We start from the raw sequence: 20,134 nt of genomic DNA on the forward strand, positions 1-20,134 counted from the left end.
CCATGCCGATGCGAGCCACGGGCACACGGCATGGCACCCTTAGACCTGCCATAAGTCGTGAGGGTCAATACCGGACACGGGTTCGACGAGGAGCGGTCACAGTGCAGCGCTGGCGTGGCTTGGAGGACATCCCCGAGGACTGGGGGCGCAGCGTCGTCACCATCGGTTCCTATGACGGGGTCCACCGCGGGCACCAGCTGATCATCCGGCATGCCGTGGACCGCGCCCGCGAGCTGGGCGTCCCCTCCGTCGTCGTCACCTTCGACCCGCACCCCAGCGAGGTCGTCCGTCCCGGCAGCCATCCCCCGCTGCTGGCCCCGCACCACCGCCGTGCCGAGCTGATGTCCGGTCTGGGCGTGGACGCGGTCCTGATCGTCCCCTTCACCAAGGAGTTCTCGAAGCTCTCGCCGGCCGACTTCGTCGCCAAGGTCCTGGTCGACAAGCTGCACGCCAAGGCGGTCGTCGAGGGTCCCAACTTCCGCTTCGGCCACAAGGCCGCGGGCAATGTCGACGTCCTCGTCGAGCAGGGCAAGACGTACGACTTCGAGGTCGAGATCGTCGACCTGTACGTGTCCGGCACGGCGGGCGGCGGCGAGCCCTTCTCCTCCACGCTGACCCGGCGCCTGGTCGCCGAGGGCGACGTGGAGGGCGCCGGGGAGATCCTGGGCCGCCCGCACCGGGTGGAGGGCGTGGTCGTCCGCGGTGCCCAGCGGGGGCGGGAGTTGGGCTTCCCCACGGCCAATGTCGAGACCCTGCCTCACACCGCCATCCCGGCCGACGGTGTCTACGCCGGCTGGCTGCACACGCAGGGCGAGGCGATGCCGGCCGCGATCTCCGTCGGCACCAACCCGCAGTTCGACGGCACCGAGCGCACCGTGGAGGCGTACGCGATCGACCGGATCGGGCTCGATCTGTACGGGCTGCACGTGGCGGTGGACTTCCTCGCCTACGTGCGCGGACAGCAGAAGTTCGAGTCGCTGGACGCCCTGCTGAAGGCGATGGCCGTCGACGTGCAGCGCTGCCGTGAGCTGATCGGGAACGCCGCCCGGGCCTGAGGCGCGCGGACACGAAAGGGGGCCGGCACCGTGAAGGTGCCGGCCCCCTTTCGTGTCCGCTGCCGATTCCGCCTACTGCTGCGGCGGCTGCTGGGCGTTCGGGTCGTACGGCGGCTGGGGGTACCCGGGATGCGGCTGCCCGGGCTGCCCGGGCTGAGGGGTCTGCCAGGGCTGGCCGGGCTGGGCACCCGGGTAGCCCTGGAACGGCGGCTGGGGCTGCTGCTGCGGCGGCTGTCCGGCCGGAGCCTGCTGACCCGGCATCGGGGGCGCCATGGTCGGCGGCTGGACGCCGGCGTTGCCCGTCCACAGCCCCTGTTCCTGCTGGGCGCGCACGAAGTCCTCGGCCACCATGGTGGCCAGCTCGAAGTACGCCTCCCGGACCTTCGGCCGCATCATGTCCAGGTCGACCTCGGCACCGGCCGCCAGGTGCTCGTCGAACGGTACGACGATCACGCCGCGGCAGCGCTGCTCGAAGTGCGTGACGATGTCCTCGACCTTGATCGTCTTGCCGGTCTCGCGCACACCCGAGATCACGGTGATGGACCGGGAGACCAGCGACGCGTAGCCGTGCGCCGACAGCCAGTCGAGCGTCGTGCTGGCGCTGCTCGCCCCGTCCACCGACGGCGTCGAGATGATGATCAGCTGGTCGGCGAGGTCGAGCACCCCGCGCATGGCGCTGTAGAGCAGACCCGTGCCCGAGTCGGTGAGGATGATCGGGTACTGACGGCCCAGCACGTCGATCGCGCGCCGGTAGTCCTCGTCGTTGAACGTCGTGGACACGGCCGGGTCGACGTCGTTGGCGATGATCTCCAGGCCGGAGGGCGCCTGCGAGGTGAACCGCCGGATGTCCATGTACGAGTTGAGATACGGGATCGCCTGGACCAGGTCACGGATGGTGGCACCGGTCTCGCGCCGCACCCGGCGGCCGAGCGTGCCGGCGTCCGGGTTGGCGTCGATGGCGAGGATCTTGTCCTGCCGCTCGGTGGCGAGGGTCGAGCCGAGGGCGGTGGTCGTGGTCGTCTTGCCCACGCCGCCCTTGAGGCTGATCACCGCGATCCGGTAGCAGGACAGCACCGGAGTGCGGATGAGGTCGAGCTTGCGCTGCCTCTCCTGCTCCTCCTTCTTGCCGCCGATCTTGAACTTCGAGCCGCCCGGAACGGGACGGCTGCTCTTGGCCTTCAGCTTCTTGCTGTTGACCAGCCGGTCCGACGTCAGCTCGACGGCGGCGTTGTAGCCGAGCGGCGCACCCGCGCCGGCGACCTGCTGCCGCTGGTCGTGCTGAACGGCCGCCGGCCACGCGGCCCCGGTGCGGGGATCCACGCCGGGCTGGCCGGGAGCACCCGCGTAGGGGCTGGGATTGGGGTGGGCTGCCTGCGGCGGCTGCCCCGGGAACTGCTGCTGTCCCGGCTGGGCCGGGGGCGGCGGCACGGGCTGACCGGGGTGGCCGGGCTGCGCGGGGGCCTGCTGCTGGGGGTAGCCGTAGCCGCTCTGGTCGGGCTGGGGGGCGGGCGGCTGCGGGAACCCGTAGCCGCTCTGCGGGTTCGGCGGCACCGGCGGCTGCGGGAAGCCGTAACCGCTCTGCGGGTTCGGGGGAGCGGGCGGCTGGGGGTAGCCGTAGCCGCCCTGGCCGGGCTGATGAGGCGCGGGGGGCTGCGGGAAGCCGTAACCGCCCTGGGGGTTCGGGGGTGCAGGCGGCTGGGGGTAGCCGTAACCGTCCTGTGCCGCCGGGTCCCCGGGCTGCGGCGGGGTGGCCGGCCATCCTCCGGGCGCGGGCTGCGGTGCCTGGGGCTGGGCGGGCGGCAGCGGGGCGCCGGGCTGCGCGGCGGGCGGCTGCGGCTGCCCACCGGTCGTCCACTCCGGGGCCGACGGCGGCACCCCGCCGGACGCCGCCGACGCGAACTGGGGCGGCAACGGCGGGACGGCACCCTGAGGAGCCGGCGGCGGCCGCCAGCCGTCCTGCTGCGCGTCGGGCTGCTCCGGTACGGGGCTCTGGGGGGCCGGGGGCTGCTCCGGTACGGCGGTCTGCGCGGCCGGGGCGGCGGCCTGCGGCTCGGTAGCTGTCTCGCCTACCGGAGCGGGGGCCTCGGGAGCGGGGGGTACCTGGACTTCCGGTGCCGCGGCCTCGGGGGCCGGGGCCTGGGGGGCGTCCGCGCTCGGGTCGGCGGCTCCGGTCTCGTCGTCGGAGCCGGTTGCCGGTGCTGTCTCGCCCGGGGCCTGGGCCTGGGCGGCCGGTGCTACTGAGGCTGCCTCCGGCTCAGGGGACGCCTGCGGGGCTTCGGCGGGGGGCGCCGGCTCGGGGGCGGTGGGTGCGGTGGGTGCGAGGGGTGCCTCCGCCGACGGGGCGGCGGGGGGCTGGGGAGCGCTCGGCGGCGTAGCGGGGGCGGACAGGGCGTTGATACGGCCGTCCGCGTCGCCGCCTGCGGAAGCCGCGCCGACGTCCGAGGCGGACGGGGCGGGGGCTGCGGGGGGCGCGGGCTGCACCGGAGGCGCCGGAGCCACGGGTGGTGCGGGCGCCACAGGCGGTGCCGGAGCTGCCGGGGCCACGGGGGGCGCGGGTGCCACCGGGACCGTGGGAGCCACCGGCGCCACCGGGGTCGCCGGAGGGGTGGGCGGTTGCGGGTAGCCGTAGCCGCTCTGGGGGTTCGGGGGAGCTGGGGGTTGCGGGTAGCCGTAGCCGCTCTGGGGGTTCGGGGGCGCGGGGGGCTGCGGGACCGTGCCGGGGTTGCCCGTCCACGGCGGCGGCGGAGGCGGCGGCGTCATGCCGGGCGCACCCGCGGACGGGTCGAACTGCGGACCGGGAACGGGGGCCGGGCCAGGGGTCGGTACACCGACCGGCGACGGTGCGGAACCGGACGTATCGGGGTAACCGGGGTGAGGTGCAGGCGCGGTGGGGGCAGGGGCGGGAGGCTCAGGCTCGGCCTCGGGTGCCGCGCTCTGCGTGTACCAGGCAGGTGCGGCGTAATCGATGGTGAACTCGCCCGTGATCTCGACGGCGGACTCCGCGTCGGACTGGTCGTCGCTGGGCGTGGTCCAGCCCGCGCGCAGCCCGTCCCGATCGCTCTGCACAATTCCTCCTGGTGTGGTGGTCGAGCACCCTCATGCCGTGTGGGCACTCATGTGCCGGGCCGGGGGCGACCGTCCTGTTGTCCGATCCGTCTGAGTCCCCTGGACGCGAACAACCCACCCGTGGGTTCTTACGTCGCACCCGCATCAAGCGTAAACGCCACAGGGCCCGGCGGGGCAGGCCCGTCCACTGTGCGCTCGCACGCACAGGACCGTCGCCCGCCTCGATGTCGCCCTTGTGGTGGTTGGTCTTTCTTCTGCAGCCCGGTGCGGTTGGCTACGGCCCGGCCGGGGCCGGGCCGCCGTGCTCGCCGCGCCTACTCCGCGGTGAGCCCGCCGTTGTGCGGTGCGGGCTCCAGGTCGAACTCGCCGTCACGGGCGCCGAGTACGAAGGCCCGCCACTCCGCCTCCGTGTACCGCAGCACGGTGTCCGGGTCCAGGGAGGACCGCATGGCCACCGCCCCCTCCGGGAGATAGGCGATCTCGACGCGCTCCTCGTGCTCCTCGGTGCCGGGGGCGCTTTGCCACTCGACATCCGAGATATCCAGGCCGTACAGCTCGTCCCGTTCCCTCGCCTTTCGCGCCCTGACGTCCTCGTCCGGTGTCTTTGCGGCGATGTCGTCCGCGTCAGCCATGGTCAGCGGGCCCTTTCTCATGAGCGAACCTCGTGCAGGAGAACCCTACTTGGCCTCGGCACCCTCACACGGCGCAACGGTTCGGTTACGAACTCGCGTGAGGGATCGGCACCTTGACCATGACGGCGTCACCCGCCGCCGGATCAGTCCATCCGGCGAGGCGCCCCGAGGAGACCGGTCTCCGCGTCGGTCGGCTGGGTCATCACGTACTGCCGGCTCTTCTGCGTGCACCACAGGGCGACGTTGTCGGAGAGGGACGACAGGGACGCGGCGTCGCCGTGGGGCAACCGCATGGACTTGCCGACCACTTCGGACTCCTGCGGGGAGATCCGCTGGATTCCGACGACGTCCGCGTTGGCCAACAGGCGGGGCGCGGTGGGGCCGAGGTAGGGGAGCAGGGTCAGCACCGACTGCCAGGGCGCCGTGGTGAGACGGCTGCGCGGCGGACGGATGCCGAGGTCGCGGATGATGAGCACCGGGCTGGCCGGGGACGGGCCCTGCGGCGCGATCCGCCCCACATGGTGGACCGTCACGCACTGCTGGCCACCGCCGGCCGCCTGCGCCATCGGCGCCCACAGCTGCGGACGGGCCGTCTCCACGGCCACGCGCGCGCCGATTGCCGCCGCCCGCAGGGCGATCACCTGGGCCAGCCAGGTGCCGCCGACCAGCACCATGTCCAGCCTGGTGGGGCGGCACAGGCCCAGCACCGCGGGCTGGTTGTCGGGGTCTATGCCGAGGATCAGTCCGTCGTCGCCGACGGGCAGGGTCAGCTGCGCCAGTACGTCGGCGTCGACGAGGTGGCGGTCCCGCCGGGGGCCGAGCAGACCGAAGGCCTCCCGCAGGCGCCGCTCGGGACCGATCCGGCCGGGCTCCGGCGAACGGGGCAGATGCCCGGGACGCTGTCCGGGGAAGCCCGGTGTGGCGGATCCGAAGCCGGAACGGCCGGAGGGACGAACGGTGGGAGCGGACATCAGCGGGTACCTCCCAGCGGCAGGGTGGCCATGACTCCGGGCAGCTGCTCACGGTCGAGCCGTAGGAGACCCACCTTGAACGCGGCCGCCGCCCGCTCCAAGTGCTCGGCCGCCTCGCCCAGTTCGTTCTCACCGCGGCCGGTCAGACGTACGTGTCCGGACAGCGCCAGGACCTTGCCCCGCTGCCTGCTGATGGTGAGCGAGAAGGTGCTGGCGAGCGTGGGCGCGGAGGTCAGCGCCCCGACCAGCCGAGGGAAGGCCGGACCGGCGCCGCCGAACTGCGGCCAACGGGAGATCCAGTACGTGGTGTGCAGCCGGTCGTCGCAGCGCCAGGTGCGGGTGCTCTCGGCCGTACGACGACCCGAGCGGCTGCCGTCGAGGGCGGCACCGCCGGTGGTGGCCATCGGGTTGACACAGCTGGAGGTGGCGATGGCGCCGCAGATGTCCGACTCGCTCAGCACCTTGGCCTGCAGGCCGGCGCCCATGAGACGGCTGGCCAGCTGGTCGGCGACGCGCAGCAGTGCCCGCCGGGCCCCCTGCATACCTCCGCCGCGGGCTTCCACGGCCTCGGGACACAGCTCCGGGTCGAACTTGAGCGCGACCCAGGTGATGCGCAGCCCGGGCGTCATGCTCTGCGCCTGGAGCGGCCCGTAGGAGCGGACCGCCATGGCCTGCGGAGGCAGATGCGGGGCGGGGGCGGGCTGGGTGTGCTGGACGACCTGGACGGAGGCGAGCCGGATGTCGTCCACCTCGAGCAGACCCTGGAGCAGGTCGAGGGGGATGTCGCCGTGGCCGTGGGTCGGACGCAGGGGAGTGTCGGCGGCCTGCACCTGCACCAGCGCGGTGAGGAAGGTTCCGTCGCCGAGCATGCCGACCTCGCGCTGCTCACGGTCCTGGAAGCTGTAGGTGCGCAGCGCCGGGTCGCACTCGACGGCGGGGGCGAAGCCGGGGTCGGTGCCGGGGGGCACCGGTTCGGCGTTGCGCTTGCGGCGGTCCCTCAGGGCACGGGCGGTGCTGAACCAGTCGGGCAGCGGACGGCCGCGCCGGCGCAGCAGCCCGGCCAGGACCAGCGGTACGGCCAGCACGATGCCGACGGTGAGACCGATGGGGCGCAGCAGCCAGCCGATCAGCAGGACCGCGGCGGCCAGTTCGAAGCCGACCAGCTGCTGGACCCGGATGGGCCCGATGCTGCCGGGGCGCCGGGCGAGCGACGGCGAGGCCGGACTCGGGGGCGTGGACGGCTGTGCCGGTTCCGGCCCCGTCCCCTCGTTCTCCTGGGTACGACGGCCGCCATTTCGGCGCCGGGACCTGGTCGCAGTGCTCATCCCCCGGTACAACCCCTTTGCATTGTCTGGCCGCGACTTGAGCTGGCGGCGGATCACCGTACCCCGTACCGTACGGTGCGATCGTCACACGGCATAGTAGAGGCCCCTGCAGGAGCAAACGCCACGGAGTACCGGGCGGCCCTGGGGAGTTCCGCATTCGGCAGCAAAGCGAAAAAACGGGGAGTTGACCCATCGATGGCGACACGTAGGGATGAGCTGAACGCTTACTCCTTCGCGCGCAGGCGCACGGTGGCGGCCTTTCTTCAGCCGTCTCCGCACGGTTCGGAAGAGGCCGCTCCGCGCCCCCTGAAGACAGTCCTGCCGAGTCTCGGTGTGGCGGCGCTGGTACTCATCGGATTCGGGGCATGGGGAATGCTCAGTCCGACCGCGCCGAAAGGCTGGGACAACCAGGGCAAGAACATTCTGGTCGGCAGCGAGTCGACGACGCGCTATGTGCTGGTGAAGACCAAGGGCGAGGACAAGCTCAGCCTGCACCCGGTCCTCAACCTGGCCTCCGCCAAGCTGCTGCTGAACGGCGAGAGCCCGCAGGTCCTGAAGATCAAGGAATCTGTGCTCGACAACAGCAAGTACCCGATGGGCGCGACCGTGGGCATTCCGTTCGCGCCGGATCGGCTGCCGTCGGCCTCGGACGCCGAGAAGGCCAAGGTGTGGGCGCTGTGCGAGGCGCCGGGCTCGGACGGGCAGCCGGTGCGGGCCACCTACGTGCTGGACCAGGGCGACTACAACGACCTGATGCACAAGGGGAAGAAGGAGCTGAACCAGCGGGAGGCCCTGTACGTCGAGGGCCCCGCCGCGTCCGGCGACACCAACGGTCCGCGGTACATGGTCACCGGGGACGGGCAGGCCTACCTGCTGGGCGGTGTGGCCTGGAGGCTCCAGGGGGAGGAGTCGATGCAGACGCTGGAACGCGCGGTGTTCGGTGCCGCGACGCCGCAGAAGGTCAGCGCGGACTTCATCAAGACGCTGCAGGTCGCGGGTGACCTCGACTTCCCCGACCTGGGTGGGGACGTGGGATCGGAAGCCCAGGTCGAGGGCCTGGATCCCAACTACTCCAGGGTGGGCCTGATCCTCGAGGCCGATGGTTCCATCGGCGGCAAGAAGCAGCAGTACATCGTGCTGAAGGACAAGGTCCAGGCCGTGTCGGACTTCACGGCGCAGATGTGGCTGCGCAGCACCTGGGTGGACGGCGCGTACGGCTCCCAGAAGCCGAAAGCGATCCAGGTCAGGTTCAACGACGTCCGGCCGTCGCCCGGCCAGTGGATGTCGTCGAAGAACTGGCCCGAGGAGCCGGTGACCGTGGCCAACACGCAGGAGAAGGGCGGGGACAACGTCTCGTGCAGCATCTGGCACGGCGGCAAGGACGACCTGCGCACCGGTAAGGACCAGATGACCGTCTGGACCGGCCAGGACTATCCGAAGGACGTCTCCCAGAGCGGTTCGAGCACCTACGTCTCACCCGGCAGCGGCCTGCTGTTCAAGCGTCTCACCGGGGCCGACGCCGGTGGCGGCAGCACCTTCCTGGTGACCGACACAGGGCTGCGCTACTCGGTCCCCGCGACGAACGACAGTCAGGTCACCGGCGGCGAGAAGGTCGACAACAACACCCAGCAGCAGACCAACACCGCTCAGGTCAGGCTCGGTTACGGCAAGATCAAGCCGGTCGCGGTGCCGGCGGCGTGGGCTGATCTGCTGGCCGCGGGGCCGGAACTGAGCAGCGGCAACGCCGAGCAGGCGCAGGGGTCGTAGGCCCGCTGGATCCCGCGGGCCGTAGGCACACCGAATCCCGGACCGTTCTTCTTGCACGGTCCGGGCGGGCAGCCGCACCCAATCCTTTCGCACTCAACCAACTCGCACTCAATCAACACACTTGTGAAAAAGGTGAGTTGAGTTGATCGCGATCCTGCTACATGCCCCAACAGATGTTCGCTCTGTCAGTCGATGCGACTAGAGTGGAAGCAGACCGGACTGGATACGTCTGCCACCATTCGGTGTCGGCGTTCCGAGTGAGGGTCTACTCAGAACTCCTACGTCTCATGGGGGACACAACATGGCTGGACAGCAGTTCACCATGACCGAGGAGGAGATGGTCGCGTTCAGCGGCAAGATCTCCTCGGTCAACTCCTCGATCCAGGGCGAAATCTCCCGCCTGCAGACCGTGATCGACACGATCACGGGCGGCTGGAAGGGCTCGGCGGCCACCGCATACAACAACCTGCAGTCGCAGGTGAACCAGGATGCGAACAAGATCAACCAGATCTTGAACGACATCAAGGAAGCGATCGACCAGAGCACCAAGTCCTACGCCGCTTCGGAAGAGGAGCAGCGTGCGTCCATCCAGAACATCGCGGCCTCGTCCCCCTTCGGATGATCGGACCTGTGCGCCGCGGCGCACGTCCGTGACCGACCATCCACACATCTGAGGAGACACAGAAGAGATGTCCGGGCAGATTCTTGTAAATTTCGCCACGATCTCCCAGGCCGCGCAGGACGTCCGCAGCACCGCGGGCAAGGTCCGTACGCAGCTGGACGAGCTGGAGAGCGGCGTCAAGCGCATCTCCGCCAGCTGGGAAGGCACGGCGCAGGAGTCCTACCGCGCCAAGCAGGCCGAGTGGGACCAGCGCGCCGCCTCCATGCAGCAGACGCTGGAAGCCATCGCCAAGGCCCTCGACAGCGCCGCCCAGAACTACCAGGCGACCGAGTCGAAGAACGCCCAGATCTGGGGCGGCTGACGTGATCGCTTGATGGGGGCGGGTGCGCGACAGCGCGCTCGCCCCCATCGGCGGTTCACGGGGCGTGTGGACTTTTGCGGAACTTCCCGCTCGTAGACGGTGATCGGCCCATAACCGGTCACCGGCTCACAGCTGGTCCACGCGCCCCGTACAGAAACAAAACGGGAGGACGTAACAAGTGGGATCCGGGGCATCGCGCGCCGCACGGCGGAGCGCCGCAGGCACCGCCGTCCTGGCGGTACTTACCTGTGGGCTGCCTTTCGCGGGCGCCGCACCGGCAGCCGCCGGGGACCGGGTACGGACCGTCCTGGCCGACGACGACGTGCGCTTCCAGGTCGACGACACCAGCTGCTCGTTCCCGTCCGACATCATCAAGGGAACACCCTGGTCGCTGCAGCGCATCGTCCTCGACCAGCTGTGGCAGAGCACCAAGGGCAAGGGCGTCAAGGTCGCCGTCATCGACACCGGTGTCGACACCGTCAACGCGCAGCTCAAGGGCGGCGCCGTAGCCAACGGCAAGGACTTCCTGCACTCCGGCGGCAACGGCAAGATCGACAAGGTGGGCCACGGCACCAAGGTGGCGGGCATCATCGCGGCCCGGAAGCTCGACGGCACCGGCTTCATCGGCCTCGCTCCGGAAGCGACGATCATCCCGATCCGGCAGAACGACGACCAGGGCAGCGGCAATGTCGGCACGATGATTCAGGCCATCAAGTACGCGGCCGACGCCGGAGCCAAGGTCATCAACATCTCGCAGGACACCGCTTCGAAGATGGACCCGGCGGTGGACGCGGCGTTCCGGGCGGTCATCAAGTACGCCCAGGAACAGAAGGACGCCCTGATCGTCGCGGCGGCCGGCAACGACGGTGCGGACGGCAAGATCAAAAAGACGTACCCGGCGGCGTACCCGGGCGTGCTGGCGGTCGCGGCTTCCGACCGCAACAACGCCCGTGCCCCCTTTTCCCAGTCGGGCCCGTTCGTGGGCGTCGCGGCACCGGGCATCGACATGGTCTCGACGGTCCCGGTGGGCGGCAACTGCGTCGACCAGGGCACGAGTTTCGCGGCCCCGTACGTCTCGGGTGTAGCGGCCCTGATCCGCGCCAAGCACCCGGAGTGGAACTACAAGCAGGTCACCACCCAGATCGAGCAGACGGCGGACCGGACGACGTCGGGCCGCGACGACTTCGTGGGCTGGGGCGTCATCGACCCGGCGTCCGCGGTCAACGACGACACGACCGAACCCTCCGCCGGCGGCCCGACCGTCAACAGCGCCGGCCCCGCGGGCCACTCCGCAGACGTCCAGGCAGCGACGCTGGTCCTGGGCGAGTCAGAGCAACAACGCACGGAACGGTACGCGCTGTACGTACTGGCGGCCGGATTCGCCCTCGTGCTTCTGTTGTTCGGAGGCGGACGGGTTCTGAGTGACTGGCGACGCAAGCAGGGTGTGGGTAACAACGTGGAGTCAACGGGGAGCTGAGCATCATGGCTGAGCAGTACAAGGTCGATCTGAGCGAGATCGAAGGCACGATCACCAAGCTCAACGGCGTCATCAAGGACATGACGACGTCCAAGTCGAGCTGCATGGGCAACACGTACCTGCCGCAGGGCGCGTTGGGGACGGGCTTCGGCGAGGCCAAAGCACTGTACGACGCACACGAATCGATGAAGGAACGTCTCTACGAGATCGTCGCGCACCTGGAAGACGTGCTGGACGACTTCGGCAAGAAGACGAAGAGGACGCATGACGCGTTCAGCGACGCTGAGGCGGAGAATTATGCGGCGTTCAACAGGAAGTAACGGGATGTCCGGCTACGTGGATATGAGGGGGCTGTAGACATGGGCGGCAAGGACATCGACGACTTCGATTATGTCGAAGTCAATCAGTGCGTGTCTGAGAAGCACACCACGCAGTTCGGGCTCGGTTTCGACATGGACCAGATGAAGGACATGGTCCGAGACGCCGACCCGGCCACCGTGCACAGGGTCGCGGGGGCCTGGGATGGCCTCAGCAAGAGCCTCGTCGGAAGCGGTGGGATCAAGGAGAGCCTCGACGCCGCCGTCGAGCACGTCCTCGCCCACTGGGAAGGACAGAGCGCCGACCTGTTCCGGGCGCGGGCACAGGTGATCAGCAAGAAGCTCACCGACAGCTCCAAGTACGCGACCCACACCTCGCAGGCCCTCAAGGGCGCCGCCGTGGTCCTCGAAGACATCAAGCCGCAGGTCATGGCGATGGAGAAGCCGGGCAAGGTCTCCAGCGCCCTCGACTACATCGGCAACATGGGCGACCGCGACGACACGGGCGCGAACAACGCCCTCAAAAGCGGCGCCAGCTCCCAGTCGGCCCTCGACGGCAACTCGGGCAGCCTGTCCGAGGGGCGCGAGGCGCAGCTGCGGATGGCTGTGAAGATGGAGGCGTTGGGGGCGGCTTATAACAGCCGGGCTGCGGAGATGGGGTCGTGGAAGACCAGCAAGGAGAACACTGACGACTACCCCGGCGACCCCGGTGGCGTTGCTCCGGCTCCGGTGATTGTGCCCGCGGAGAGCGCGACGCGAAGCCCGCAGCGCGTTACGTCGGCCACTGCACGCAGTGGCCAGGTCAATACGATCAGCTCCTCCAAGGCCGTAACGCCTCCATCAGGCATCACAGGCGGGGCACACCAGCCGACTGTCTCGCAGCCGCAGGTTGGCACGGCGATTGACGGCGTCTCAGGTGGTCGCACAGGGGCGCCGGTAGTCGGTGGTGGAGGCACAGTCAGTGGTGGTTCTGCCGGCGGCGGTTCAGTCGGTGCCGGAGGAGGCTTCATCGGCAGTGCGGCTGGCGGCGCAGCAGCTGGAGCTGGGGCCGCTCGTGGCGGCATGATCGGTCGTGCCGGTGCCGGTGCCGGTGCCGGTGCCGGCGGTATGGCAGGCCGCGCGGGTGCTGGCGGCGTAGGTGGCGCGGGTGCCGCCAAGGGCGCAGCCGGACGCGTCGGAGGCACGGCTCGTGGTGGTGTAGTCGGTGGGACGTCCAAGTCCGGTGCGGGCGCGGGCAGGGGCACCTCCGGTGGCTCGGGCCTGCACAGCAGCCGCGGTGCCGCAGGAAAGGGAGCCAGCGCTGTCCGTAAGGGCGGCATTGCAGGCGCCCCAGGTTCGCGAACCGGCCGTCGCAAGGAAGACGAGCAGCATGAGGGCGAGCGTCCCGACTACCTGGTCGAGGACGAAGAGACCTGGACCCCGCAGACGAATGCGGCGCCCAAGGTCATCGAGTAGTCGTCAGCGCTCAGACCTCAGCGGCACATGACAGGATGCGTGGGCGTGGCTTCCAAGCCACGCCCACGTTCGGTACTGGGAGAGGGATGACGGCATGGCCTTCACGCGAACAGTGCGTGCACTGAGCGCTGCGGCACTTACTGGCGGGCTGATTCTGGTAGTGGCTCCTGCTGCTTCTGCCGACCAGACCAGACGCGACCAGTGGGCGCTGGACACTCTGCAGGCCCAGGCCGTCTGGAAAATCTCCAAGGGGAAGGGCGTCACGGTTGCCGTAATTGATAGCGGCGTCAATGCCACGCATGTGGATCTGAAAGGCAATGTCCTCAAGGGGCACGATTTTCAAGACGGTGACGACGATTCCAGCCCTGAGGCCACTGACAGTAGCCCTGAACATGGTACGGCCATGGCTTCCGTAATCGCTGCTCATGGGCATGGTGCGGGAGCTGAGGACGGCGTGATGGGGCTTGCTCCTGAAGCCAAGATTCTTCCCATTCGGGACGGTGGCGTCGGGTACGCGGATGAGATCCGCTATGCCGTTGATCACGGAGCTTCGGTCATCAATATGTCAGTTTCCACCACTCGGGAATCGTCTGAAGATCGCGACGCCGTTGCCTATGCTCTCAAGAAAGATGTTCTTGTCGTTACTGCGTCGGGAAACTCGGGAAGAGGCGATGTCGTTGATTACCCGAAGAAGTACCCTGGTGTTCTGACGGTTGGCGGGGTGGATCGAGATGGGGAAATCTGGACGGGTTCCGATTACGGACCCGAAGTTCTCTTGACTGCGCCGGCTACTCGCATTGTGCATGCAGGTTGGCCTGGAAATAAGCTCAGTATTGGAGACGGAACCTCAGACGCTGCTGCTTTCGTGTCGGCTGCCGCAGCTTTGCTACGGTCGAAATTTCCTGATCTTACAGCTGGGCAGATCGCCAATCGCCTCGTCAAGACGGCAACCCTCCCCTCGTCTGCGAAGGGACTCTCCCTTCCTGATGAGAAGTACGGTTACGGAAGTATCCGTCCGCTTGCAGCGCTGACAGAGGATATCCCTGCAGGCTCGAAGTACGGACCGCTCAAGGCTCCAGAGGCAGGGTCTGAGAGCCCGTCCACTGCCGCAACCGCCGGCTCACCCGGCGCCGACGACACTGCCGCGCAGAAAAAGGCCGACCAGAAGCAAATGCTCTTCTTCGTCGTTCTCGGTGTTGTCGCCCTGGTGGTGGTCGGACTCATCGTTCTTCTGATCGTTAAGAAGTCCCGGCGCAACAAGAACAACAGCGGTGGCTCCGGAGGCCCAGCAGGCTACCCGCAGTACGGCCAGCAGTCCGCTCCGCCACACCAGAACCCGTATCAGCAGCAAGTGGCGCCGCAGCAAAACCCGTATCAGCAGCAGTCCACTCCGCCTCACGGCCAGTGGCCGCCGCAGCAGTAACTGCAGGTTTGGTTCGGGGCGGATCTCTCTATGCAGGTTGCGTGGGTGCAGGGACGAGCAGTCGTCCATGTACCCACGTTGCTGTCTTGGGTCAGGTCCCTGAGGCTCGAAGGCACGCGTTCGCTGGTGCAGGGAATACCAACCGCTTGCGATCGCGTGCCATTGCCGGGCAGGAGGTTATCTTCGCCCCTCCTGGCGGCAGTTGTCCGAGGGACAGCCTTTGTGGTGGCATGCACCTTCTCCTCTCCAGGCCGGGCGGTCGACAAGCCCAGTGGCCTGCTCTGCCTGGTCTCGTGAGGGGGCGCCGAGCCCTCTCTGACAGATCCGCCCGCGGCGACTGCGGCCCCAACTGAGGGAATCACCCGCCGAACAGGCGTACGGCGATGAGGGAGCGGAGATGAGCACACGCTCTCAGCTGCCTTCGCCCGGTTGGTATGCCGCATGCGGCGATTCGGGCATCACGAAATCTCCAAAACTCAAGGATAGGCTGCCCTTCGTCGGCGTCGCGGGGGTGGCCGTCCTGCCCCTTGCTTCCATTTGGCGCGCACCGCTTTGTTGCGGCGAAGAAGGGGTTCTAGTTGAGCGGGGAATTCAAGGTCGACCTCGACCATCTGAAGTCGTTCGGTGACACATTGAAGCGATCCGTCGAGGAATTGGAAGGAGCGCGTAAGGCGCTTGCTCATGTCCGCGCCGATCAGATCGGGACAGCGAGGCTGGACGAGGCCTGCGACACCTTCCAAGGCAAGTGGGAGCACGGGACTGAGCAGTTGAAGGAACTGATCAAGACGGTTGGCGAAGGCGTGGAGACAACCATGCTGAGTTACAAGAAGTTCGAGGAGGAGCTGTCGAAGGCCCTCCAGCAGATGGGTGATACGGCGGCTGCGAACGCTGGGGGAACACGCTGATGGCCGCCAACCCTTATCCGAACCTCGGTTGGAATCCGGTTCCTGGTGTGCCGGACGAGGTTTCGGCGCTGCACCAGAAGGTGAAGTCAGCGGCGGAGACCCTGGACAACTGCCATCGCCAGATCGAGCGGCTGCTCGCGGCCAGCTCCACCTGGCAGGGCGATGCGGCGAGTGCCTTCCGGGACTCCCTCGACGGTGATCTCAAGGAGTACATGGGGAACGCAGGGCGGTCCCTCGGGAAGGCCGCCGGCTGGTTGGGCACCTGGGACGGCGACCTGGCATCGCACCGCGATCTGGCGAAGAAGTACGACGACGCGGCCCGGGAGAAGAAGTCCGAGGTCGTCAAGGCTCAACAGCATCATGACGAGGCAGGTCGGGCCCCCGACCTCAAACTGGCAGGGAAGGAGTACCCCAGCCAGGCGGAGGCCGATGCCGCGACGGCGCGCCTGCGTGCCGCCGAGGGCGCGCTGAACGAGGCAACCACCCAGCTCAACAACACCACCACCGCGTACGACGACGTCATCAAGAAGGCGCGCACGCTGGAGGACGAGCACACCCAGCGGGCGGATTTCATCGCGGGCAAGCTGGACGAGGCCGACGACAAGTTGGCGCCGAAGGAGCCCGGTTGGCTCAGCAAGACGGTGCAAGCGATCGGCGATGCCCTCGCGTGGGTCGGGGAGCAGATCCTGGAGCACGCCGGAACCATCGGGGCGATCGCTGGTCTCCTGGCGCTCCTGCCGACGCCTGCCGCTCCGATCTTTCTGGCGATCGCCGTAGGGGCGAGTGCCTTGTCCATGACCAAGAACCTCGCGAGTGAAGATTTCAGGGATGCGTTGACCGGCCAGTACGGGTGGAAGGAAGGCTTGTTCGCGGGCGCCTCCCTCGCCGGTGATGCCCTTGGAATGGTGCCCGGAGTCGGGGCTCTCGCCAAGGCTGGAGGCGAAGTAGGACTCGTTGCGGCGGCAGCCCGGGAAGGCGGTGAGGCCGTGTCACTGGGAGCGAAGTTCAGCAAGTTCGGGAGTGAAATCGTGCCCGCCTTCAATTTCAAGGCTCTTGAGGCGGCGACCGATCCCAACGTTGGAAAGCTCGCCTACTCGATCCAGGGCGTCAACGTCGCGGGAAACCTAGCATCGTCGTTGGAGTCGGCCGGAGTGCTTCCGAAGGGCGGACCGGGACACGACGCCGCTGAGGTGACGAAGATGGGGGCCGCATCGACCGGTCTCAAGGGTGGGGTTACGGACATTGTGCGTGACCTGGGTGACTTGGTGACAGGGGTTCGGCTGTGAACGGCTTTCTGGACATCGCGCCACCTGAGCCGAAGCCGGACTTCTGGTACGTCCTCCCGCACGGTTACGTCAGGTTGGATCTCCAGCCGACGGCCGAAGGGCTTCAGCAGGTGTCGCGCCAGGTGAATGAGCTTCCCGGTGAAGCCCGTGACCGCGCCGCGCAGGTGTTCCGCCTGTACACGGTCGTCGTGGCGATGCTTCAGAAGCATCAGGTCCAGGGATGTGCCATCGGAATGCACCCCGATGGCAACGGAAATCCCTCGCTGTCCGTCCTCACGGTCTCCACGCTCTCGACCCCGGAAGCGAATCCCAAAGCCGCGCTGACGCGGATGCTGGCAAACGCCGGAACGGTACCTGGCGACGGCGTCGTGCCAGTGAGGCTTCCGATCGGTTCGGGGTTCCTGATCGAGACGGAGCGGCGCACTGTGGCGCCAGTCGCTCCGCCCGTGGGGCAGGAGGAGCCTCAGGAGGGAACTGTCTGGCAAGGGACCGTGGCTATCCCCGACGTGCGTTCGTCATCGGTGATCACTGTGCAGTTGGTGACCTCGGCGGTGGAGCTCGCTGACGACTACCGCGGAGTGTTGCTGGGTGTCGCCCGCACAGTGACGTTCACTGATCCCGCCGTACCGGCCGAGGCGAATCGTAGCTCTGGCATGGAAGAAGGAAGTCCCTTCGGATGAAGATGAGAAAAGGCGATGGTGGGGTTGAGCCGCAGTCGGCGCAGCCTCCTTACCCAACCGATGGAACTGACTTCCGGGGGGCATTGAGACATCACTACGTTTTCGCCCTGAAGCGCTTTGCCCGGCTAGGACCCATCTTCCTGGCCGTTTGGCTCTTCGTGTTTTTCTCGAAGATCGGTTCCCTTTTCTTGCTGGGAATCGTAGGGTGCTTCGGATTCGCTTTCACGGTGATCTCCCTGTGGAGCCGTGTGCTCTGGATCCTGAAGTGCTCCCGAGTTTTCCGCACCTACCCCCTCGAATTTAGAGGGCCGGTCACCAAGGTGAACCGGGACGGCGAGTTGCTGTTCCTCCGATTTGCGGATCAGGGCAATGAAGCCACGATGCGTGCGAAAAATCCTCTGAGGCGTCCAGAATGGCCTGAAGGGATTTCGGGCGGCGTGTGGTTCGCTGGTGACGACCCGTTCGGCGGTGCGGCCATAGTGCCGGGATCCGGTGAGCTGCTGTTCATGCAGCCGAACGCGTGGAAGCTGTTCGCGGATAAGCGGAATGATGCGGGGACCGAACGGAAAAGGCAGGCACGGCGAGCCTGGATTTCATGGCGTGTCACCTTCCGTCTCCGCGTCTTTGGAACATAGGCATGCGGTGTGTCGAGCTCAGTCATCACCGCGGCAGGGGTTCGACGTAGTCACAGTTGAGTGAGCGCCGGTTACGAGACCGCCGGACACAGCACCCGACATGACGCCGGAAGTGCAGTCGTCCAGCTTTGTCGCCGGCCCGATCGGTTCTTCGGCATCCACGCTGAGTGTTCCTGGTGTGGACGGCATGTGCCGTCCCATCGGTCGACGCGTCACCGGACGGGGTGGTTTTTCCCGACCGTGGAGACAGGCCGTCTGGGGGAGGGGTGAACTGTCCTCGTCAGCGTGAGGAGTGGGACGGCTCGTCCTCACAACCCGCCGAAGACCACTCCGCGCCAGGTCCAGCCGGACTTGAGGACGGTGTCCCGCAGGGGGTTGACCAATTCTGCGCTGTCGAAGCGGAAGGTCTCCGTTGCTTCGAGGCCGTCACCGTCTCCTAATCGAGCCCGTCGGCGGGTGGAGATGGTCCTGCTTGGTCCGCGCGTGTACCGCGACGAGACCTTGAGCGTCGGAGGATTGCCGATGCGGTCGACCTCCCACCCTTCCTGCAAGGTGCGTACCTCGTACTCCTCGTGGTCCAGGCGCATACGGATGCGTACGGCCCGAGACAGTTGGGACTGGAGAAAGAAGGCCTGCCAGGTCGGTTCCGCCAGTCGCCATTCCGCGACGAGGTCGGCGTCTTCGGGGGCGCCGTCGCGGATGAAGTAGGGGAGGTCGGGTCGGTTGAGGCCGAGGAGGGTCGTCCGGACGTCCTTGGCCGAGGCCGGTACTGAACCGTCGGAGGGGCGCTGGGTACCGGTCAACTTGTCGAAGATTCCCACGCAAGCAACCTACGAGGATTCGAGTGCGGGTGGTGTGAAGCATTGATGGTCGGCGAGTGGGGATGTCGCTGCGATTCGTTGCCTGTTTCGAACTTGCGTCTGCCTTTCGCTGATTCTTGTGTCGAGCAGGCTGATTCTGGCGAGTAGAATCGGCCGCTGTTCGTGAATACACGAGCGTGGTCGACGGGCACGTGATGTGCCAACGTGGGTCCCTCGCGAGTTCCGCTAAGCTGCGACGGCCGTAACGGCGTTGAGAAGTGGTGTCGTGGTGCCCCGGAGGTTTTCAGGCGATAACTTCGCCGATATGGACCCAAGTTGGAGTGCTGGGCGATCGTTGTTTAAATGATCGTGCAAGCCCGCCCGAAATCACATACTCACGGGGTTACTTATGAAGACGTCAGCTCTGTCCACCCGGCATGCCGTCACCGTGCTCGCTTGTGCCGCTGCGCTCGTGTCACTCACGGCCTGCAACAGTGACAGTGGCTCCGCAGACTCCGCAGACTCCGCAGCCGGCTCAACGCCCTCCAAGGCCGCGAATGCCAGTCCCGCCGCCAAGGCGAACGGAATCGAAAAGCTCTCCGTGAAGGAGATCTACAACACGGCGATGAAGACCAATGCCGAGGCGGGATCCTTCCACGAGAAAATGGAGCGCGAGGGCACCAAGAGCGATCTGCGGCTCTCCGCGACGGAATGTGTCGGCACCGTCGACCTCTCGGAGAAGGGGTCCTTCGAGATCGTCCGCAAGGGCAACGACATCTGGGCCAAGCCTGACGCGGCGTTCGCCAAGGGAATGAACTCGGCGCTCGGCAAGAACGCGCTCTCCGACAAGAAGTGGGCCCACGGGACCCCGGCCAACGCGCTGATGGCGAAGCTTGCCAGCTGGTGCCACCAGGAGCAGTTCACCGCTCCCGACACGCTCGGCGCCGACTCCAAGGCGACCAAGGGCAAGGCCACCACGGTGGGCGGCCAGCAGGTGGTCCCGCTCGTCCTGGCGGGCAAGGGGGATTCCGTCACGTGGTACGTGGCGACCACGGGCAAGCCGTACTTCATCAAGCAGGACAGCACCCGTGACGACATGCAGGACCTCACGGACTCCGGCTTCGGCACATCGGTGGGCGCGAAGGCGCCGACCGGGGCTGTCGTGGCGGCACCCAAAGTCTGATCTGCGGTGAGTGAGACGGCTCGGCGGGCAGGTGCACGTCGAGCCGATCGTGTTCGTGTCTGACGCTACGGTGAACGGTGGTCCACGCAAAGGAAGATCCGGTATCTTCGGCCTACTGGATTGGCATGTCCTCGCCCGCGGCGCCCAGCGCGCGGCTCGGCCGAACTGGGCACC

Annotated in this window: 18 protein-coding genes; 13 read left to right on the forward strand and 5 right to left on the reverse strand. The window is 67.6% G+C overall.

All coding sequences use genetic code 11. The features are described from left to right. Positions 1–101 precede the first annotated feature (101 nt). Entirely contained in the window at positions 102–1,055 is a 954-nt protein-coding gene (locus tag OHT57_RS35885; RefSeq protein WP_328750920.1) for a bifunctional riboflavin kinase/FAD synthetase, read from the forward strand. Between the two features lie 72 nt (positions 1,056–1,127). Here OHT57_RS35885 and OHT57_RS35890 read toward each other — a convergent pair whose 3' ends face one another. The 4 genes from OHT57_RS35890 to eccE all read right to left on the reverse strand — a co-directional run bounded on the left by OHT57_RS35890 (position 1,128) and on the right by eccE (position 7,049). Continuing rightward, a complete protein-coding gene (locus OHT57_RS35890) occupies positions 1,128–4,121 on the reverse strand; it encodes an SCO5717 family growth-regulating ATPase (protein ID WP_328750921.1) in 2,994 nt (997 codons plus the stop codon). A gap of 314 nt (positions 4,122–4,435) precedes the next feature. Continuing rightward, positions 4,436–4,753, reverse strand: a complete 318-nt coding sequence (locus OHT57_RS35895; protein ID WP_328753421.1) for a DUF397 domain-containing protein — start codon at positions 4,751–4,753, stop codon at positions 4,436–4,438. Between the two features lie 143 nt (positions 4,754–4,896). Next, positions 4,897–5,724, reverse strand: a complete 828-nt coding sequence (locus OHT57_RS35900) for a hypothetical protein (protein ID WP_328750922.1) — start codon at positions 5,722–5,724, stop codon at positions 4,897–4,899. After that, positions 5,724–7,049: a type VII secretion protein EccE gene (gene eccE / locus OHT57_RS35905; RefSeq protein WP_328750923.1), complete on the reverse strand. Its 1,326-nt coding sequence runs from the start codon at positions 7,047–7,049 to the stop codon at positions 5,724–5,726. The genes OHT57_RS35900 and eccE overlap by 1 nt, the downstream gene beginning before the upstream one ends. A gap of 195 nt (positions 7,050–7,244) precedes the next feature. Between eccE and eccB the strand changes: the two genes are divergently transcribed. The 11 genes from eccB (at position 7,245) to OHT57_RS35960 (ending at position 17,977) form a co-directional block, all read left to right on the forward strand. After that, positions 7,245–8,816, forward strand: a complete 1,572-nt coding sequence (gene eccB, locus OHT57_RS35910) for a type VII secretion protein EccB (protein WP_328750924.1) — start codon at positions 7,245–7,247, stop codon at positions 8,814–8,816. 301 nt (positions 8,817–9,117) lie between these two features. Further along, positions 9,118–9,438 carry a WXG100 family type VII secretion target gene (locus tag OHT57_RS35915; RefSeq protein ID WP_031049986.1) on the forward strand — a complete coding sequence of 107 codons (321 nt, stop codon included), beginning with the start codon at positions 9,118–9,120 and terminating at the stop codon, positions 9,436–9,438. A 67-nt stretch (positions 9,439–9,505) separates the two neighbouring features. After that, positions 9,506–9,799, forward strand: coding sequence for a WXG100 family type VII secretion target (locus tag OHT57_RS35920; protein ID WP_328750925.1), 294 nt, complete (start codon positions 9,506–9,508; stop codon positions 9,797–9,799). Positions 9,800–9,977: 178 nt separating this feature from the next. Further along, positions 9,978–11,276 carry a type VII secretion-associated serine protease mycosin gene (mycP, locus tag OHT57_RS35925; RefSeq protein ID WP_328750926.1) on the forward strand — a complete coding sequence of 433 codons (1,299 nt, stop codon included), beginning with the start codon at positions 9,978–9,980 and terminating at the stop codon, positions 11,274–11,276. Positions 11,277–11,281: 5 nt separating this feature from the next. Beyond that, positions 11,282–11,596 (forward strand): WXG100 family type VII secretion target, encoded by a 315-nt coding sequence (locus tag OHT57_RS35930; protein WP_328750927.1) that lies wholly within the window; start codon positions 11,282–11,284, stop codon positions 11,594–11,596. A 39-nt stretch (positions 11,597–11,635) separates the two neighbouring features. Further along, a complete protein-coding gene (locus tag OHT57_RS35935; protein ID WP_328750928.1) occupies positions 11,636–13,048 on the forward strand; it encodes a WXG100 family type VII secretion target in 1,413 nt (470 codons plus the stop codon). A 94-nt stretch (positions 13,049–13,142) separates the two neighbouring features. Then, positions 13,143–14,471, forward strand: a complete 1,329-nt coding sequence (locus tag OHT57_RS35940) for a S8 family serine peptidase (RefSeq protein WP_328750929.1) — start codon at positions 13,143–13,145, stop codon at positions 14,469–14,471. 578 nt (positions 14,472–15,049) lie between these two features. Continuing rightward, positions 15,050–15,376: a DUF6317 family protein gene (locus OHT57_RS35945; RefSeq protein ID WP_328750930.1), complete on the forward strand. Its 327-nt coding sequence runs from the start codon at positions 15,050–15,052 to the stop codon at positions 15,374–15,376. Continuing rightward, the gene (locus OHT57_RS35950) at positions 15,376–16,662 is read left to right on the forward strand and encodes a WXG100 family type VII secretion target (RefSeq protein ID WP_328750931.1); all 1,287 of its coding nucleotides are present in this window, start codon (positions 15,376–15,378) and stop codon (positions 16,660–16,662) included. Before OHT57_RS35945 ends, OHT57_RS35950 begins: the two co-directional genes overlap by 1 nt. Next, positions 16,659–17,342, forward strand: a complete 684-nt coding sequence (locus tag OHT57_RS35955) for a hypothetical protein (RefSeq protein ID WP_328750932.1) — start codon at positions 16,659–16,661, stop codon at positions 17,340–17,342. The genes OHT57_RS35950 and OHT57_RS35955 overlap by 4 nt, the downstream gene beginning before the upstream one ends. Continuing rightward, positions 17,339–17,977, forward strand: coding sequence for a hypothetical protein (locus OHT57_RS35960; RefSeq protein ID WP_328750933.1), 639 nt, complete (start codon positions 17,339–17,341; stop codon positions 17,975–17,977). Before OHT57_RS35955 ends, OHT57_RS35960 begins: the two co-directional genes overlap by 4 nt. Before the next feature lie 308 nt (positions 17,978–18,285). On the opposite strand, the gene OHT57_RS35965 is transcribed toward OHT57_RS35960, so the two are convergent. Next, entirely contained in the window at positions 18,286–18,798 is a 513-nt protein-coding gene (locus tag OHT57_RS35965; RefSeq protein WP_328750934.1) for a hypothetical protein, read from the reverse strand. Between the two features lie 388 nt (positions 18,799–19,186). Between OHT57_RS35965 and OHT57_RS35970 the strand changes: the two genes are divergently transcribed. Then, positions 19,187–19,960: a hypothetical protein gene (locus OHT57_RS35970; protein ID WP_328750935.1), complete on the forward strand. Its 774-nt coding sequence runs from the start codon at positions 19,187–19,189 to the stop codon at positions 19,958–19,960. The last annotated feature ends 174 nt before the right edge of the window (positions 19,961–20,134 follow it).

This window comes from Streptomyces sp. NBC_00285 (genome assembly GCF_036174265.1).
Taxonomy (GTDB): domain Bacteria; phylum Actinomycetota; class Actinomycetes; order Streptomycetales; family Streptomycetaceae; genus Streptomyces.

Coding starts and splice junctions, on each gene's coding strand:
- OHT57_RS35960 (WP_328750933.1), top strand. CDS start 17,339: ATGAAGATGAGAAAAGGCGATGGTGGGGTTGAGCCGCAGTCGGCGCAG.
- OHT57_RS35970 (WP_328750935.1), top strand. CDS start 19,187: ATGAAGACGTCAGCTCTGTCCACCCGGCATGCCGTCACCGTGCTCGCT.
- OHT57_RS35950 (WP_328750931.1), top strand. CDS start 15,376: ATGGCCGCCAACCCTTATCCGAACCTCGGTTGGAATCCGGTTCCTGGT.
- OHT57_RS35920 (WP_328750925.1), top strand. CDS start 9,506: ATGTCCGGGCAGATTCTTGTAAATTTCGCCACGATCTCCCAGGCCGCG.
- OHT57_RS35915 (WP_031049986.1), top strand. CDS start 9,118: ATGGCTGGACAGCAGTTCACCATGACCGAGGAGGAGATGGTCGCGTTC.
- eccB (WP_328750924.1), top strand. CDS start 7,245: ATGGCGACACGTAGGGATGAGCTGAACGCTTACTCCTTCGCGCGCAGG.
- OHT57_RS35940 (WP_328750929.1), top strand. CDS start 13,143: ATGGCCTTCACGCGAACAGTGCGTGCACTGAGCGCTGCGGCACTTACT.
- OHT57_RS35900 (WP_328750922.1), bottom strand. CDS start 5,724: ATGTCCGCTCCCACCGTTCGTCCCTCCGGCCGTTCCGGCTTCGGATCC.
- OHT57_RS35935 (WP_328750928.1), top strand. CDS start 11,636: ATGGGCGGCAAGGACATCGACGACTTCGATTATGTCGAAGTCAATCAG.
- eccE (WP_328750923.1), bottom strand. CDS start 7,049: ATGAGCACTGCGACCAGGTCCCGGCGCCGAAATGGCGGCCGTCGTACC.
- OHT57_RS35930 (WP_328750927.1), top strand. CDS start 11,282: ATGGCTGAGCAGTACAAGGTCGATCTGAGCGAGATCGAAGGCACGATC.
- OHT57_RS35895 (WP_328753421.1), bottom strand. CDS start 4,753: ATGGCTGACGCGGACGACATCGCCGCAAAGACACCGGACGAGGACGTC.